The sequence below is a fragment of the Mycetocola sp. genome, assembly GCF_025464835.1.
GTDB lineage: Bacteria > Actinomycetota > Actinomycetes > Actinomycetales > Microbacteriaceae > Mycetocola_A.
Genome location: NZ_JAODMP010000085.1, coordinates 52,040 through 67,524, shown reverse-complemented (window position 1 = coordinate 67,524; position 15,485 = coordinate 52,040). Strand labels below are relative to the sequence as shown.

The following is a 15,485-nucleotide window of genomic DNA, read 5'->3' as shown; positions in this document are numbered from 1 at the left end:
TTTCTCCTTAACTGTGTGCGGCATCGGAGCCGCGGTGGGATGGTGCTGGGCCGGTGGATGCTCGGATGAGGAGCGAGGCGGGGGGAAGCTCGACGCTGTCGACCGAACCAGAGGCGACAAGTTCGAGCAGGGAGCGAGCGGCGACCCTGCCCCATTCGACGGGGTCGCTCGTGATCGTGGTGAGGGCCGGGTAGACATAGCCGGAGATGTCGGTTCCGTCGAAGCCGGTGATCGACAGGTCATGCGGGACGCGAAGTCCGCGTTGCTGCGCCACCCCAAGCCCGGCGATGGCCATCGGGTCGTTGGCGTAGACGATCGCGGTCGGAGGCCGAACGTCGTCGAGAAGCCGCCGGGTGGCATCCGCCCCGCTGGAGGCGGAGAAGTCGGTTTCAACGACGAGAGCGGGGTCGAGTCCCGCATCGCGCATCGCGTCGTCGAAGGAGCTGCGGCGACGACCGCCGTGCATCATGTGCGGGTCGCCCGCGACATGTGCAATGCGTGAGTGCCCGAGGCTTGCGAGGTGGGCGACCGCCTCGGCGATGCCGCGAGTGTCATCAAGCTGCACGGAAGGGAAGGGCACGGCAGGGTCTGGGCGGCCGAGGGCGACGGCCGGCAGGCCGAGTTCGGCGAGCAGACCGAAGCGCTCATCGGCGTTGCGGAGGTCTGTGAGGAACACACCGTCGACCCGGTTGTCGCCGGCGAGGGTGCGGTAACTGCGCAGTTCGGCTGCGGCATCCGGGACGACGCTGAGGACGAGGGCACGACCTTCCTCCGCGAGGACGGATTCGACGCCGGCGATGAATGCGGGGAAGAACGGGTCGGCACTGATCACCTCAGCTTTGCGGCGGATGACAAGACCGAGCGCGTATGACGTACTCGTCGACAGCGAACGGGCGGAGAGGCTGGGACGCCAGCCGAGGTCCCCGGCGATGTCGAGGATCCGCTTACGGGTTTCGGGCGAGACGCCTGGCTTGTCGTTGAGGGCGAAGGAGACGAGGCCTTTGCTGACGCCGGCCGTGCGCGCGACATCGGTGATCGTCGGCTTACGTTGAGCCATGTCGCCTCCGCACTGAGATCGGAACTTAACCGGTTTAGGGTCAAGCTATACCGGTTTAGTTTCGCGGTCAAGAGCGGCGTTCGATTCGGGCGGGAGGCGGCGCTCGCACCGTTTCACCCGGTCCGGACGAATTCACCCCCGGCGGAACGCGTGTACCCGTCCGGACTGAGTGATCCCGTACCCGAAGCAGTACGGGTCAGTGCAGCAGGAACGACACCACGAGAAGGACCCCGACCGAGCCGACCGTCGTCAGCAGGATCGTGTCGCGGGCAAGCAACACTCCGCGGTCGTAGCGCTGGGCGTAATTGAAGACGTTCTGCGCCGTGGGAAGGCCGGCAAGCACGACGATGGCGAAGAGCTCCTGGCCGGTGATACCGAAGCCGTATTGCCCGATCAGCCAGGCCGCGACCGGCATGACCGCAAGCTTGATCGTCGTTGCCAGCATGATGTCGCGCCTGCTGCCACCGGGCTCGAGGATCTTCGTACCGTACAGCGACATCCCGTAACTGATCAGCATCATCGGAAGCGCTGCAGCCCCGATCAACCGGAACGGTTCCAGCACCGGATCCGGGATCTCGAGCCCCGTGACCGACACGAGCAGCCCGAGCAGCGATCCGATGATGATCGGATTACGGAACGGCTGGCTGAGGATGCGACCGACGGATGCCTTCCCGCCGGTTCCGATATCGAGAAGCGTCAGCGCGATGGGAGCGAAGAAGAGCAGCTGGAGAAGCACGACGGGTGCCGAGTACGCGGCATCACCGAGCACGTAGACCGAGACAGGAATGCCGATGTTGTTGGCGTTCACATATCCGGAGGACAATGCTCCGATGGTCGCCTCAGGCAGTTTTCGGCGCCAGAACACGGCGGCGACGACGAGGAACACCGCGAACGCGGCCACCGCAGCGAGAAGGGAAACCACGAGGAGCGGGGAGAACAACCGCTCGACCTCGGCGTCAGCGAGCACGGTGAAGAGCAGGAACGGCGAGAGGACGAAGAAGACGGTCCTCGCGATCACCGGTTGCCCGTGCCGCCCGAGGAGGTCGAGCCGGCCGACGATATAACCGATCGCAATGATGGCGCCGATGACGCCGAAACCCGTGAGGACGCCAGACACGGGTCAATCCTGTCATGCACGGCGCGGCGCTCCGACCAGAATCCGCTCTGCCCTAGCTGCGTCGCGGATGCGCCGCTACCCTCGAAGAATGCCCCACGTCGACGTGCCGGGAGCCCGGCTTTTCTACGAGACAGCCGGCCACGCCTCAGGCGAACCACTCCTCCTCCTGCACGCAGGCATCGCGACCGGGCGGATGTGGGACCCGCTCATCGAAACCCTGGCTGCGGAACACTACGTTCTCCGCTACGACTGCCGCGGCTTCGGGCGAACCGACTGCGAGGCATCCGGGTTCTCCAACCGTGACGACGCCCGCGCCATCCTCGACCATCTCGGCATCGCCCGGGCGACCTTCGTCGGGGCGTCGCTCGGCGGCCGCATCGCCCTCGACGTCGCCGTGGAGACGCCGGACCGCGTTGCCGGTCTCGTCACCATCGGATCCGGCCCCGGCGGGTTCCCCGAGGTGGAACTCACCGACCAGGAGGAAGCGCTCTGCTCCGAACTCGACCGGGCCTGGGAGGACCGGGATTTCGGCAGGATGGTCGACCTGGAGACGAGACTGTGGGCAATCGGTCCGCTCAGGAGCGAAGAGGATCTGAACCCCGAATTCGTCCGATTCGCCTACGAGCTCGGCCGTGCCAACCTGCACCATCGACCCGGAGTGGAGGCTGCTGCGGACGAACTCGAACCGCCGGCGTACGACCGGGTGGTCGACCTGGACATCCCGGCCCTTGTCACGGTCGGCGAGTTCGACATCACCCCGGCGCTCGTGCAGTTCGAGTACCTTGCCGCAACGATCCCCGGCGCCTGCCGGCACGTCTTTCCGAACACCGCTCATCTGCCGAGCGTGGAGCATCCGGACCAGTTCCTCGCTCTCCTCTCACCGTGGCTGGCCGAGCACGGGCTTTGATCATGGACGTGCCCTCGCCGCCTTCAGGTTCGGTGGAGGAAGAGTCGGGCCCACCCGAGTGCGTCTCCTCGGAGATACCGCCATCCGCACGGCCCGCATCACCGATACCGCGCACTATCGAGGCCACCGGTTCGACGCCGACGAGTGGACGACAGACGTCTTCGTTCGGGCTGACGGCGGCTCGTTGTGCGCGCCTACCCACTACACCGCCGCGTCAGCGTCCTGAGTCTCGCCGGATGCCCGCTTCGCGCGGGTCACCACGTCGTACGCGGCGAGCGCTGCCTTGCGGGTCTCTGCGAGGTCGACGATCGGCTGTGGATAGGCATCGGTTCCCCACTCGGGAACGTTCTGCCGGATGTACTCGCCGTGCGGGTCGAACTTCTTCGCCTGCAACTCGGGGTTGAAGATGCGGAAATAGGGGGCGGCATCCGCGCCCGAACCAGCGATCCACTGCCAGTTGAACGCATTATTGGCCGCGTCGGCGTCGACGAGGGTGTCCCAGAACCATTGCTCACCGTGTCGCCAGTCGATGAGAAGGTTCTTGATGAGGAACGAAGCGACGATCATACGCACCCGGTTGTGCATCGCGCCGGTGCGCCACAGTTCCCGCATGCCGGCGTCGACGATCGGGATGCCGGTTCGCCCGCGCTGCCACGCACGAAGGGCATCCTCGTTCAGCGGCGGCCACGGGAACGCGTCGAACTCACGCCGCCAGTTGACGGTGGCGAGATCCGGGGTGGCGAAGAGCACGTGCGAGGCGAACTCGCGCCAGCCCAGTTCGGTGACGAACCGTGTGGCGCCTTCCGCCCTCCGGCCGGTGGCGCCACGCCGCGCTTCCTCGGTCTCGTGCAGCACCCGGTAGGGGCTGATCTCCCCCCAGCGCAGGTGCGGTGACAGCCCTGACGTCGCCGACTGCCCGGGGATGTCGCGTTCATCGGCGTAGTCGTCGAGCTTGTCTGACAGGAATTGCTCGAGCAGGCGGTGGGCGGATGCCTCACCAGGCTCCCACGATTCGCGGAAGCCGCCTGCCCAGTCCGGTTTTGTCGGCAGTAACCGCCATCCGTCGAGGTTGTCGGTTGCCACCTGCCCGACCCACCCATCGATCGCAGCCGGGGAATCGAACGGAGCGCGGGGCGGCGGGGCCGCCTGGCAGGCCCGCCAGAACGGTGTGAATACCGAGTATGGCGCCCCCTGACCGTTCGCGATGGCCCACGGCTCGTAGAGAAGCGTGGCGGCGAAACTTGCGACGTCGACGTCGACGTCGCGGAGCGCCGTCTTCAACCGGGCGTCGACCGCACGCTCAGCGGCCCCGTAACGCCGATTCCAGAACACCGCGCCAGCGCCGGTCTCCGCCACAACCAACGGGAGGACCTGCTCGGCGGGTCCGCGGCGCAGGACGAGTTCAGCGCCACGTTCGTCCAGCCCCTTGGCGAGCGACACAAGACTGTTATGAAGCCACCATTTCGCGGCCCCACCGTACGGACGGAAACCAGCGGACTCCTCATCCAGCACGTACACGGCAACGACGGGTCCGTCGCGGCGGATCGCCGCGCAGAGTGCCGGGTTGTCGTCAAGCCTCAGGTCGTCGCGGAACCAGACGACGGACGGTGTCACAGCCATTTGTTCTTCCTGAACACGACATAGAGCACGGCACTCATCCCCGCCATGAGGAGCAATGCCAACGGATATCCGAGCGGCCAGTCCAGTTCGGGCATGTGGCGGAAGTTCATCCCGTAGATGGTTCCGATGAGCGTCGGGGCGAAGAGGATCGCCGCCCAACTCGAAATCTTCTTGACCTGCTCGCTCTGCGCGTAGCTCGCCTCGGACAACCTCCTGGTCTCCTCGTTCTGGCGCTGCCCGACGAGAGCACTGTTCACCGTGAGGGCGTTCTGAAGGACCGCACGGAAAGCATCCGCTCGTTCGATCACCCGGAGCACGTGGTCGTGGACGTCTCGGAGGTGGCGGCGGAGTTCGACGTCGACGTCGTACTTCTCGAAACCGGCGGTGAGCGCGTCGAACACTCCGATGAGCGGTTTCGTCGCCCGCTGGAATTCGATCACCTCGCGGCTGAGGGCGTAGATGCGTTTCGACGATTCCTTGCCCTCGGTGAACAGGGCGTCATCGATTTCGTCGATGTCGTTCTGGAGCCCGGCGAGAACCGGTGCGTAGCCGTCGACGATCTCGTCGATCACGGCATAGAGCACCGCCTCCGGTCCGCGCGCCAGCAGGTTCGCGTTAGCCTCCAGCCGCTTCCGGATCGCACCGATGTTCGGCGTCTCGGAATGCCGTACGGTGATCGCGAAGTCGGGACCGAGGATGATGTGGACCTCACCGAACTCGACGCGTTCCTCGGTGTCGAGGTAGCGGGCAGCTTTGAACACGGCCAGGAGGGTGTCGCCGTACCGTTCCATCTTCGGCCGCTGGTGACCGCGGAGTGCGTCCTCGATCATGAGCGTGTGCAGGCCGAATTCCGCGGCCACCGAGTGCAGTTCCGCCTCATCCGGGCGGTACAGCCCGATCCACGCCATGCCGTGTTTCTCGTGCAGGACCTCGTAGGTGTCGTCGAGGCTCGGCGGGCTGGCCACGCGTTGTCCGCGGACGTACACCGCATTGTCGACGACGACCATGCCCTGCTCCTCTCCGGCTGGATGTGCTCGTGCCCGCAAGTGTTACACAGTGTTTCGGCTCGGTGGGCACCTGCGCAAGCGCGTCAGTACCGTTGGTCTACCCGCTCCGCTCCATCCTCCTTCGGAAGTTCCGTATGCCCCCTCACAGCGCCGCACCGGTTCTTCCCGGCAGCGCCTCTGCTGCATCCGGGTCGACGGATGCCGCATACTCGGTCGAGTTCGCGTCCGTCGGCCGGTCCTTCCCCAGTGAACGCGGTGCATCCCGAACCGTCCTCCGGGATGTGTCGATCACCGTGAAGCCCGGAGAGGTGCTGGCGATCCTCGGCACGAGCGGCTGCGGAAAGTCGACGCTTCTGCGGATCGCGGGTGGCCTGGACTCCGCATCGGCCGGGCGGGTCCTCATCGACGGTTCCCCCGTCGTCGGCTTCGACTCCCGGACGGCCGTGGGGTTCCAGGAGCCTCGGCTTCTCCCCTGGCGGAGCATCACCGAGAACGTCGCGCTCGGTCTGCCGCGTGGTACCTCCAAATCCGACGGCGCCGCGCGGGTCGCACGGTTGATCGATCTCGTGGGCCTCGGAGACTTCGCCGGCCACCGGCCCCGTGAGATCTCCGGCGGGATGGCGCAGCGGGCATCCCTCGCTCGTGCACTTGCCCGCAACCCGGGCGTCCTGCTCCTCGACGAACCGTTCGGAGCCCTCGACGCCCTCACCCGTCTCAAGATGCAGGACCTCCTCCTCGACGTGCACGCCGCCGCCCCGACAACGGTTCTCCTCGTGACGCATGACGTCGACGAGGCCCTCCAGCTCGCCGACCGGATCATCCTGCTCGGTCGGCAGAGCGGGGTCGACGGTTCGACCATCGCCCAGGAGGTCGTGGTGCCGGGCGCACGTCCCCGGGACCGGGGTTCGGCGGAACTCGCCGAGCTGCGAGGCCGCCTCCTCGATGGCCTCGGCATCGACCGTCACGGGCAGGCCAGAGGCGTCGAGTCGACCACCGCGATCCCGCACTTCCCGTACTGACCCCGGCACGAAGCACCCAGCACCCAGCAGAAGGATTTCCATGATTCGCAAACGCATCTCAGCCGCGGCGCTCGTCGCCGGCGCTGCCGCCCTCCTCCTGACCGGTTGCGTCGCCGGGGAGAACTCCGCCGGATCATCGGAGTCGAAGACCGACTCCGCCGGTGAGATCGTCACCACCGGCGGCGAGCTCAACATCGATTTCGCCACATACAACCCGCTCTCGCTCGTCCTCAAGGAGAAGGGGTGGCTCGAAGAGGCCCTCGCAGAGCAGGACGTGACGGTCAACTGGATCCAGTCGGCCGGCTCGAACAAGGCTAACGAGGCCCTCCGCGCCAACGCCGTCGACGTCGGGTCGACCGCTGGTTCGGCTGCATTGCTCGCCCGCGCCAACGGCTCGCCGATCCAGGTGATCGACCTGTACTCGCAACCCGAATGGTCCGCTCTCGTCGTCGGACCGAACTCCGCCATCACGGACGTCGCCGAGCTCAAGGGCAAGAAGATCGCCGCGACCAAGGGAACCGACCCGTACTTCTTCCTGCTGCAGGCGCTTGAAGAGGCCGGCCTGAGCCAGGACGACGTGACGATCGAGAACCTCCAGCACGCCGACGGCTGGGCCGCGCTTCAGAACGGTTCCGTCGATGCTTGGTCCGGGCTCGACCCGATCATGGCCGGCGCCGAGAAGGCCGGCGCGAAGCTGATCTACCGCAACGTCGACTTCAACAGCTACGGGTTTCTCAACGCCACTGAAACCTTCATCAAGGAGAAGCCGGACCTCGCGCAGACGGTCGTGAACGCCTACGAGCACGCTCGAGCATGGGCAGCGGAGAACCCTGAGGAGACGGCGCAGATCCTGGCGGATGTCGCAGCTCTGGACCTCGAGGTCGCCACCAACGTGATCACCGAGCGTTCAAACCTCGACGTCGACCCGATCCCGGGCAGCGCACAGCGCGATGTCCTCGCGATCATCGGCCCGATCTTCGTCGAGACCGGTGACGTCCAGTCGCAGGACGCCGTCGATGAGGCGCTCGACACCATCATCAACGACACATTCGCGAAGAAGGCCGACGCCGACGCGATCGGCTAGTCGCCCGGCGGGGGTCCGGCTTCCGGATCCCCCGCCACCCCACTGCAAGAGGACCGAGCATGAGCTCCAACGACAACCTGACGACGAACGAACGGGTGCAGGCATCCGCGGGCGGTTACCCCGGCCTTCCCGTCGCGGTGGACCCGCGCGCCGAGGTGGCCGCTCGATCCGACGCGGCCGACCGTGCTGCCGACAGTGCAGCAGGCCGGGTGCCGCTCACCCGGCGCAGCTGGTTCATCATCGGCGGCGGCGCGCTTGTGCCCGCGATCGTGCTCGTCGTCTGGCAGCTGGTCACCACACTCGAACTCGTGCCCGTTTCTCAGCTCCCATCGCCGGTCATGGTGTGGGATGCAGCGATCGACCTGATTCAGCGCGGCCAGCTGGGGCAGTACACCGCCATCTCCACCCAACGGGTCCTGATCGGGTTCAGCATCGGCGCCGTCCTCGGCCTGCTGTTCGGCGCCGTCGTCGGACTGTCGCGACTGGGTGACATCCTGCTCGCCCCCAGCCTCGGCGCCATCCGCGCTGTGCCCTCCCTCGCCTGGGTGCCGCTCCTCATTATCTGGCTGAAGTACGGCGAGGAATCGAAGATCACCCTCATCGCCATCGGTGCGTTCTTCCCGGTCTACACGACCGTCTCGGCCGCGCTGCGGCACGTCGACCGTCAGCTCGTTGAGGCAGGGCGAGCCTTCGGCCTCAACGGCGCCCGGCTCTTCACCACGGTGCAGCTGCCTGCCGTCCTGCCCTCCGTGGTCTCCGGCCTGCGCCTCGCCCTCGCCCAGGCGTGGTTGTTCCTCGTCGCCGCCGAGTTGCTGGGCGCGTCCATGGGGCTGGGGTTCCTGCTCAGCGATTCGCAGAACAACGGCCGGCTCGACCGCATCTTCCTGGCCATCGTGCTGCTCGCCCTGCTCGGCAAGCTCACCGATTCTCTTGTCGGGCTGTTCGAACGCTGGGTGAACAAACGCTGGAGCTGACCGCGCTGGCGCTGACCCGCGGCACCCGTCGCTTCACGCGCGACGTCACCCGTCCCGGACGAAAACACCCGGCGTACCGCGTGTACTGGTCCGCATCGGGTGAACCAGCGCAGACTCGTGGGTCGCCAGCTGTACCGACCGGAGAGGTTGATCGAGGAACTCAGTCGCCCCGACTCCGGGAAACACGTCACCTTCGCCGTACTCTCCCGGCCCTGTCTGGAAGAACCGCGCCGAACCGACCGCGCTCCGGGCCCGCGCAGTTAACCTGCGTGACCTGCGCAAAAGGCGCAGCCAACCTTCGTAAGAGTCAAAGAAACGCCTGACCCTCCCCGGCTACGCTCGATTCACACTGTTCGAATCGATGCCGGGAGGGTTGTTATGTCTGAATCTCACGCACACGTGATCGTTGGCGAGCCCGAGGTGCTCGAGGACGCATGTGCCCTCCGCACCCACCCGGCCTGGCTCCGTCTCAAGGCCGCAGCCGTCGGCATCCGCCCGTTGCAGGTCAAGGACGGTTCGATCCCGGACCCGGATGCCCACGGCATGGCACGCGAGCACGTCGCGATGATTGTCGGTGCGGTGCGCGACCTGGCGCCGCTGTTCCCCTGGGATGCCGCTTATCTCAACGCTGTCATCGTCGATGTCGAGCGCTGGGCACGGGACGGGTTCGGCGTTCCGGACTTCTACGACTCGCTGATGGCGTTCCAGCCGCAGGAACACCGCGCCGACGGGCGCACCCACCTGGTGCTGTTCCCGATGTACACGCAGAACGGATCCACCGACCGACTCGTCGAAGCCGTGCTGATCGAGGTCGTGTGGCCGGAGTTCATCGCGCACCTGGAGGCCGGGGACTACTCGAACAAGCTGTTCGTGCCGATCCGGTTCCTCGATTTCACTCCAGGGTACGACACCAACTCAGCGGTTCTGTTCCCTGAGACGGTCTCCATGCGCGCCATCCCGACGTTCACCTGGGGTGCGATCTTCGCCGACCGTGAGGCCGCACGTTTCCGCCGGGTGGTGGAAGCGGCCGCTGAGATCACGAAGCTCGAGTTGCCGGCCGAAGCGCAGGCTCTTCTCGAGAGCCAGGAGCTGGCCGAGGAAACCTTCGTCATGTGGGACCTGATCCACGACCGCACGCACATGCGTGGTGACCTCCCGTTCGACCCGTTCATGATCAAGCAGCGGATGCCGTTCTTCCTCTACTCCCTGGAGGAACTGAGGTGCGACCTCACGGCGTTCCGGGAATCGGTCAAACTCGAACGCACCCTGTCGGCGCAGAGCCCTGCGGAGCTCACCGACGTTGAGACCGAAATCCTCGCCCATGCGAAACTTGTGCAGTACGCGGTCATCTTCGACCGGATCTTCCGGTTCGCGCTGACCGGAAGCCGGGTGCGCAACTACGACGGACTCGGCGGCCAGCTGCTGTTCGCCTGGCTGCACCAGCACCACGTTCTGCACTGGACCGACACGGCACTGACGATCGACTGGGCTGAGGTGCCTGACGTCGTCGTCGCTCTCGGCAACGCGATCGACGAGCTGTACTGGCGATCCATCGACCGGCCGAAGGTTTCTCACTGGCTCGCTGCCTACGAACTCGTCTCTGGCACGGTCGAGCCTCACCCCGCTTCGGCGTGGGCGCGTGGCCTGGCCGACGACGTCCTCACCGGTGCTCCGAAGGGGCACACCGATCTGGTCATGGATGACGAATTCCCGCTCAGCATGTTCTACGAGGCACTCTCGAAGAAGTTGCGCGACGTGATCGAGTCCACCGCGGGGATCACCGGTCGTGACTGACCCCGCTCCGGCCGTCGCTGGTCGCACCGTGCTTCTCGCCGGCGCGACCAGCGCTGCGGGCATCGCCGTGGGCCGTGACCTCGCCGCTCACGGCGCCCGCGTGATCGCTGTCGGCTCGAACGCCGAACGGTTGCGCGTGGTAACGGCTGAGGTCCCGGATGCCATCGGCTACGTCTGCGACCTCGCCCGGTTCGACGATGTGATCGGGTTGCGTGAGCGCATCCACGCGGAACACGGGCGGATCGACGGGCTGATCCACCTCGTCGGCGGGTGGCGCGGCGGCGGTGGCTTTGCCGGCCAGACGGACGAGGACTGGGAGTTCCTTCATTCCCGCGTGTTCACAACGCTTCGCAACACCACTCGCGTCTTCGTCGAGGACCTGCACGCATCTGATGCCGGCCGGCTCGCCATCGTCTCCACCACGACGCTGGATAAACCGATGCCGGGCGGTGCCAACTATGCCGCCGCCAAGGCTGCGGCGGAGACGTGGGTGCGCGCGATCGCGAACGGTTTCGAGAAATCGGCCCCGACCGCATCCGCCACCATCTTCGTGGTGCGGGCGCTCGACGGGCTGGAGTCGCGGCTGGCGGCCGGGGTGACGGCCCTGTGGGGTGCTGACGGGGCGTCGGAGCCTTTGTCGCGGCTTCCGCTGGCCGCCGACCCCGATGCGACGTGACGTCCGCCTCACGACGGATGCCGGCACCTTCATCGCCGGCGGTGAACGGCATGTGCCAAAGCTACTGATCGGCAACATCTCGGGGAGGCGGCCACCGGCGCCGAAGCGTTGACCCGCGGAACTCCCGCCAGACGTCCTCTGCATGGACGTCCAGCTGCCCGACACGGTCGAACTGTTTGCAACTTCGGAGATTTTCGCCCTATCAGCTCGTAACCGACCGAAGATCCCCCTTCACTCTGAAATCTCCGAAGTTGGGAACACGGGCCTGCCGGCCGATCGCCAGGCGGCGCTGTCACGCACGCTCGCGCGGCATCCGCAGCGCCGACAGGGCCGCGATCATGAGAAACACGGCCGCCACACCGAGCGCGGCCGGGAAAGATGCCACATCGACGAGCCAGCCGGCGACGAGCGGCCCTGCGATCGCACCGAGGTCACTCGCCATGGAGAACAGGGCGACGGGACGCCCACCCCGAGCCCCTGCGGTGGCGTCGCCGACAGCAGCCGCCGGGGCGGTTCCCATGAATGCCGCTGCGACACCGTAGACGCAGAGCAGAACCGTGAGCACCGCGAAGTTCGGCGCGATCGAGATGGCGAGGATCGTGCCGGCCGCCACAAGATAAGCGCCAAAAATCGCCGGCCGGCGGCCGACCGTGTCCACGAACCGGCCGGCGGGGCCGAGCGTGATCGTCTGCACGACCGCGGCGATCGCGAACGCCACACCGGTCCACGCCGCCGTCCCGTCAAGCACGTCCACGACGAGCACGGGGATCAGGGCGCTCCGCACGCCGAGCGAGGTCCACCCGTTGGCGAAGTTGGCCAGGCAGGCCGCCCGGAACCGCGGATCGCGCAGCACCGTGCGCAACGAGACCACCGGCCCAGCGGCGGTGTCCTCGACGTCCACGGATTTCCGTTGCAGCAGGAGGAGGCCGACAAGACCGGCGACAGCGAGCGTTCCCGCATAGAAGAAAAACGGCGCGGTCAGCGACACGGATGCCAGGACGCCACCGATCGCCGGGCCAGCCATCCCGCCGAGCAGGAAACCGCCGTGGTAGAAACTCACCGAGCGACCGCGGGAAGAAGCAGGTGTCGACCGCAGAAGCAGGGTCATCGCCGAGACCGAGAACATCGCCGACCCGATTCCGCCGGCGCCGCGCAACAGCAGTACCTCGACATAACTGCCGGCGAACCCCACAAGCGCACTCGACACCGCGACGATTCCGATACCGATCGCGAGCAGAGCCCGCTCACCCAGCCAGTCGATCAGTCGCCCGCAGAACGGGCTGGCGACGAACCGCATGAGCGCGAACGCTGACACGACGGCACCGACCTCGAGGTAGCCGACGCCGAAACTGCGCACGTACACAGGCAGAACGGGCACGACCACACCGAATCCGACCATCACGAAAAAGGCGATGACGCCGAGCACCACGACGTCGCGCGGCAGTCGCGTCCGTCGTGGCCCGGCGGAGAGCGCGCGGCGGATGGGGGTGATGGGAGACACCAGCCCAGCGTATGCCCGGCTCCCCCATGCGGCGCAGACCCTGCGCCTTGAAAGACCCCTCCGCGTGCGGATGCCACCGGCCGCTTCACGGTCGTATCGTGAAGTCAGCGTCACACAGGGAGGCAGCATGCTCGAGATTCGAGACGTCAACAAGCACTATGGAACGGCCCGCGTCCTCACCGACGTCAGCTTCGATGTCGTTCCGGGCCGGATGACGGGTTTCGTCGGAGGCAACGGGGCAGGCAAGACGACCACCATGCGCATCATCCTCGGCGTGCTCTCCTCGGACAGCGGAACCGTCACCCTTGGTGGGTCGAAAGTCACCCCCGAGGACCGGAGACGCTTCGGCTACATGCCGGAGGAACGCGGGCTGTACCCGAAGATGAAGGTCGAGGAACAACTCGTCTACCTGGCCCGGCTGCACGGTCTGTCCGTCACTGCCGCGAAGCGGAACGCGGGAAACCTGCTCGAACAGCTCGGACTCGGCGAGCGCGCCGGTTCGACGGTGGAGAGCCTCTCCCTCGGCAACCAGCAGCGGGCCCAGATCGCCGCCGCTCTCGTCCACGACCCGGATGTGCTCATCCTCGACGAACCGTTCTCCGGTCTCGACCCGCTCGCCGTCGACGTCGTGGTCGGTGTGCTGAAGGACCGCGCACTCGCCGGCACCCCCGTGCTGTTCTCTTCACACCAGCTCGACATCGTCGAACGCCTCTGCGACGACCTCGTCATCATCGCCAACGGGTCGATCCGCGCGAACGGGTCCCGTGAGGCACTCCGCGCCAGCCACTCCACGCTGCGGTATGAGCTCATCTCCAGCGGGGATGCCGGCTGGTTGCGTTCGGTCCCCGGGGTCAGTGTTGTCGACTTCGACGGCAGCTATGCCCTCTTCGATGTCGACGCCGAGTCGACCGCACAGGCGGTTCTCCGGGACGCCATAGGCCGTGGCGACGTCGCCACCTTCGCCCCCCGGCATCCGTCACTCGCCCAGATCTTCCGAGAGGTCATCCGATGAGCACATCGACCATCCGACCCCAGGCCCCGCGCTTCGCCCAAAGCACCTGGCTCGTCGCCGAACGCGAGATCACGATGCGGTTGCGGAGCAGGGTCTTCCTGATCTCCACCGGCATCCTGCTTCTTCTCGTGCTCGCGTCGATCCTCATCGGCGGCTTCACCGCGCAGAACAGCAGCAACGACACGACGCCGGTCGCTGTTGTGGGCGCAGCTGGGCAGTCGATCGGCAACGGCGGCCGCCTGGACGTGACCGAGGTCGCGAGCGTGGAGGCGGCCACCGAGCTGGTGCGCGACGGCACCGTCGATGCCGCGATCGTGCCAGACGGTTCGACGCCGCTCGGTATCGGAATTCTCGCCGACAGCGAGGTTCCTGCTGCGCTGGTCAGCCAGTTGAGTGTGTCCCCTCCAGTGACGCTGCTCGACGAGAGCCCGACGAATCCGTTCATCACCTACCTGGTCTCGCTCGGCTTCGGGATCGTCTTTTTCATGTCAGCGATGACCTTCGGCTCGACCATCGCCCAGAACGTCGTCGAGGAGAAGCAGACCCGCGTGGTCGAGATCCTCATGTCCGCCATCCCAGTGCAGGCGCTTCTCGCAGGCAAGGTCCTGGGCAATTCGATCCTCGCGTTCGGTCAGATCGCGCTCACCGCGGTGTTGTCGATCATCGGGCTGACGATCCTCGGGCAGACGGACCTCCTCACCGGGCTCGGAATGCCGATCGTCTGGTTCGTCGTGTTCTTCGCCATCGGTTTCGTCCTGCTCGCCTCGCTCTTCGCGGCGACCGCGTCGATGGTCTCCCGTCAGGAAGACATCAGCTCAACCACCACCCCGGTGACGATGCTCGTGATGCTGCCGTACTTCGCTGTCGTGTTTTTCAACGCCAACCCCCTGGTGCTGACGATCATGTCGTACGTTCCGTTCTCCGCCCCGGTCGGCATGCCCGTGCGCCTCTTCCTCGGAACCGCCGCCTGGTGGGAGCCGCTCGTCTCGCTCGCCATCCTGGCCGTGACCACCGCAGGCACCATCTGGCTGGCGTCGCGGATCTACCAGAATTCGCTGCTGAAGATGGGCGCGAGGGTGAAGTGGCGGGAGGCGCTGACCAGCTGAGCCCAGCGCTGGACGGCAGCGGCGATGCCGACCAGACTGGAACCCCTCAGGCAAAGGAGCGTTTCATGTCGGCGTCGCTACTCCCGCAGCATCCGATCGAGGCGCAACTGAGCAATCTCGGTTCCCGGTGGCTCCTCGTGCTCGAACGGACGCTGCCGAACGCTCCGCAGGAGATCTGGTCAGCACTCACCCAACGGGACCAGGTCAGCCGGTGGGCGCCGTTCGACCCCGACCGGGACCTCACGGAGACCGGGTCCGTCGCCCTCCCCGAAGCGGGCAGAGAGGAGTCCGCCGACGAAGCGGAGAACCCAGACGAGTCGATCGGGACCGTGGTGACAGTCGCCCCTCAGCGGATGCTGTCGCTCGTCTGGGGAGGGGACGCGATCGACATCGAACTGGCGCCGACGGCATCCGCCACCATCGTGCGGCTCAGCCACACGTTCGACGACCGGGCCAACGCCTCCAGTTACGCGGCCGGCTGGCACCTGTGCCTCACCGCGCTCGACGGTGTCGCCAGCGGCCTCGACGTGCCCCGGATAGTCGGCGAGGACGCCCAACTGCACGGCTGGGATGCGCTTCAGGAGAAGTACGACGAGCTCTTCAGCGGCTGA

14 protein-coding genes are annotated in these 15,485 nt (G+C 66.6%); 9 read left to right on the top strand and 5 right to left on the bottom strand.

Annotated elements, in window-relative coordinates:
- Positions 1-7 precede the first annotated feature (7 nt).
- A complete protein-coding gene (locus tag JWP90_RS10700) occupies positions 8-1,057 on the bottom strand; it encodes a LacI family DNA-binding transcriptional regulator (RefSeq protein ID WP_297363696.1) in 1,050 nt (349 codons plus the stop codon).
- Between the two features lie 196 nt (positions 1,058-1,253).
- On the bottom strand, positions 1,254-2,174 hold the full coding sequence (locus JWP90_RS10695) for an AEC family transporter (RefSeq protein ID WP_297363693.1): 921 nt from the start codon (positions 2,172-2,174) through the stop codon (positions 1,254-1,256).
- A gap of 88 nt (positions 2,175-2,262) precedes the next feature.
- Here JWP90_RS10695 and JWP90_RS10690 point away from each other — a divergent pair, with 88 nt between their 5' ends.
- Positions 2,263-3,081 (top strand): alpha/beta fold hydrolase, encoded by an 819-nt coding sequence (locus JWP90_RS10690; protein ID WP_297363690.1) that lies wholly within the window; start codon positions 2,263-2,265, stop codon positions 3,079-3,081.
- A gap of 201 nt (positions 3,082-3,282) precedes the next feature.
- Here JWP90_RS10690 and JWP90_RS10685 read toward each other — a convergent pair whose 3' ends face one another.
- Together JWP90_RS10685 and JWP90_RS10680 are read right to left on the bottom strand one after the other, a co-directional pair.
- The gene (locus JWP90_RS10685) at positions 3,283-4,701 is read right to left on the bottom strand and encodes a deoxyribodipyrimidine photo-lyase (RefSeq protein WP_297363687.1); all 1,419 of its coding nucleotides are present in this window, start codon (positions 4,699-4,701) and stop codon (positions 3,283-3,285) included.
- Complete coding sequence (locus JWP90_RS10680; protein WP_297363684.1) at positions 4,692-5,708, bottom strand: magnesium and cobalt transport protein CorA; 1,017 nt, start codon at positions 5,706-5,708, stop codon at positions 4,692-4,694. Before JWP90_RS10680 ends, JWP90_RS10685 begins: the two co-directional genes overlap by 10 nt.
- A 134-nt stretch (positions 5,709-5,842) precedes the next feature.
- Between JWP90_RS10680 and JWP90_RS10675 the strand changes: the two genes are divergently transcribed.
- From JWP90_RS10675 to JWP90_RS10655, 5 genes are all read left to right on the top strand, one after another.
- Positions 5,843-6,727, top strand: a complete 885-nt coding sequence (locus JWP90_RS10675; RefSeq protein ID WP_297363681.1) for an ABC transporter ATP-binding protein — start codon at positions 5,843-5,845, stop codon at positions 6,725-6,727.
- Positions 6,728-6,767: 40 nt separating this feature from the next.
- On the top strand, positions 6,768-7,811 hold the full coding sequence (locus JWP90_RS10670) for an aliphatic sulfonate ABC transporter substrate-binding protein (RefSeq protein WP_297363678.1): 1,044 nt from the start codon (positions 6,768-6,770) through the stop codon (positions 7,809-7,811).
- Between the two features lie 59 nt (positions 7,812-7,870).
- Positions 7,871-8,785 carry an ABC transporter permease gene (locus tag JWP90_RS10665; protein ID WP_297363675.1) on the top strand — a complete coding sequence of 305 codons (915 nt, stop codon included), beginning with the start codon at positions 7,871-7,873 and terminating at the stop codon, positions 8,783-8,785.
- 378 nt (positions 8,786-9,163) lie between these two features.
- A complete protein-coding gene (locus tag JWP90_RS10660) occupies positions 9,164-10,579 on the top strand; it encodes a DUF6421 family protein (RefSeq protein WP_297363672.1) in 1,416 nt (471 codons plus the stop codon).
- Entirely contained in the window at positions 10,572-11,255 is a 684-nt protein-coding gene (locus tag JWP90_RS10655; protein ID WP_297363669.1) for an SDR family NAD(P)-dependent oxidoreductase, read from the top strand. The genes JWP90_RS10660 and JWP90_RS10655 overlap by 8 nt, the downstream gene beginning before the upstream one ends.
- Before the next feature lie 292 nt (positions 11,256-11,547).
- Here JWP90_RS10655 and JWP90_RS10650 read toward each other — a convergent pair whose 3' ends face one another.
- Positions 11,548-12,756: an MFS transporter gene (locus tag JWP90_RS10650; protein WP_297363666.1), complete on the bottom strand. Its 1,209-nt coding sequence runs from the start codon at positions 12,754-12,756 to the stop codon at positions 11,548-11,550.
- Positions 12,757-12,883: 127 nt separating this feature from the next.
- Between JWP90_RS10650 and JWP90_RS10645 the strand changes: the two genes are divergently transcribed.
- The 3 genes from JWP90_RS10645 (at position 12,884) to JWP90_RS10635 (ending at position 15,485) form a co-directional block, all read left to right on the top strand.
- Positions 12,884-13,768, top strand: a complete 885-nt coding sequence (locus tag JWP90_RS10645; RefSeq protein ID WP_297363663.1) for an ABC transporter ATP-binding protein — start codon at positions 12,884-12,886, stop codon at positions 13,766-13,768.
- Positions 13,765-14,874, top strand: coding sequence for an ABC transporter permease (locus JWP90_RS10640; protein WP_297363660.1), 1,110 nt, complete (start codon positions 13,765-13,767; stop codon positions 14,872-14,874). Before JWP90_RS10645 ends, JWP90_RS10640 begins: the two co-directional genes overlap by 4 nt.
- A 65-nt stretch (positions 14,875-14,939) precedes the next feature.
- Positions 14,940-15,485, top strand: coding sequence for an SRPBCC domain-containing protein (locus JWP90_RS10635; RefSeq protein WP_297363657.1), 546 nt, complete (start codon positions 14,940-14,942; stop codon positions 15,483-15,485).

Excerpts from the sequence above, each read along its gene's own strand:
- JWP90_RS10700 (WP_297363696.1), bottom strand. The coding sequence starts at position 1,057 with ATGGCTCAACGTAAGCCGACGATCACCGATGTCGCGCGCACGGCCGGC.
- JWP90_RS10690 (WP_297363690.1), top strand. The coding sequence starts at position 2,263 with ATGCCCCACGTCGACGTGCCGGGAGCCCGGCTTTTCTACGAGACAGCC.
- JWP90_RS10685 (WP_297363687.1), bottom strand. The coding sequence starts at position 4,701 with ATGGCTGTGACACCGTCCGTCGTCTGGTTCCGCGACGACCTGAGGCTT.
- JWP90_RS10680 (WP_297363684.1), bottom strand. The coding sequence starts at position 5,708 with ATGGTCGTCGTCGACAATGCGGTGTACGTCCGCGGACAACGCGTGGCC.
- JWP90_RS10675 (WP_297363681.1), top strand. The coding sequence starts at position 5,843 with ATGCCCCCTCACAGCGCCGCACCGGTTCTTCCCGGCAGCGCCTCTGCT.
- JWP90_RS10670 (WP_297363678.1), top strand. The coding sequence starts at position 6,768 with ATGATTCGCAAACGCATCTCAGCCGCGGCGCTCGTCGCCGGCGCTGCC.
- JWP90_RS10665 (WP_297363675.1), top strand. The coding sequence starts at position 7,871 with ATGAGCTCCAACGACAACCTGACGACGAACGAACGGGTGCAGGCATCC.
- JWP90_RS10660 (WP_297363672.1), top strand. The coding sequence starts at position 9,164 with ATGTCTGAATCTCACGCACACGTGATCGTTGGCGAGCCCGAGGTGCTC.
- JWP90_RS10645 (WP_297363663.1), top strand. The coding sequence starts at position 12,884 with ATGCTCGAGATTCGAGACGTCAACAAGCACTATGGAACGGCCCGCGTC.
- JWP90_RS10640 (WP_297363660.1), top strand. The coding sequence starts at position 13,765 with ATGAGCACATCGACCATCCGACCCCAGGCCCCGCGCTTCGCCCAAAGC.
- JWP90_RS10635 (WP_297363657.1), top strand. The coding sequence starts at position 14,940 with ATGTCGGCGTCGCTACTCCCGCAGCATCCGATCGAGGCGCAACTGAGC.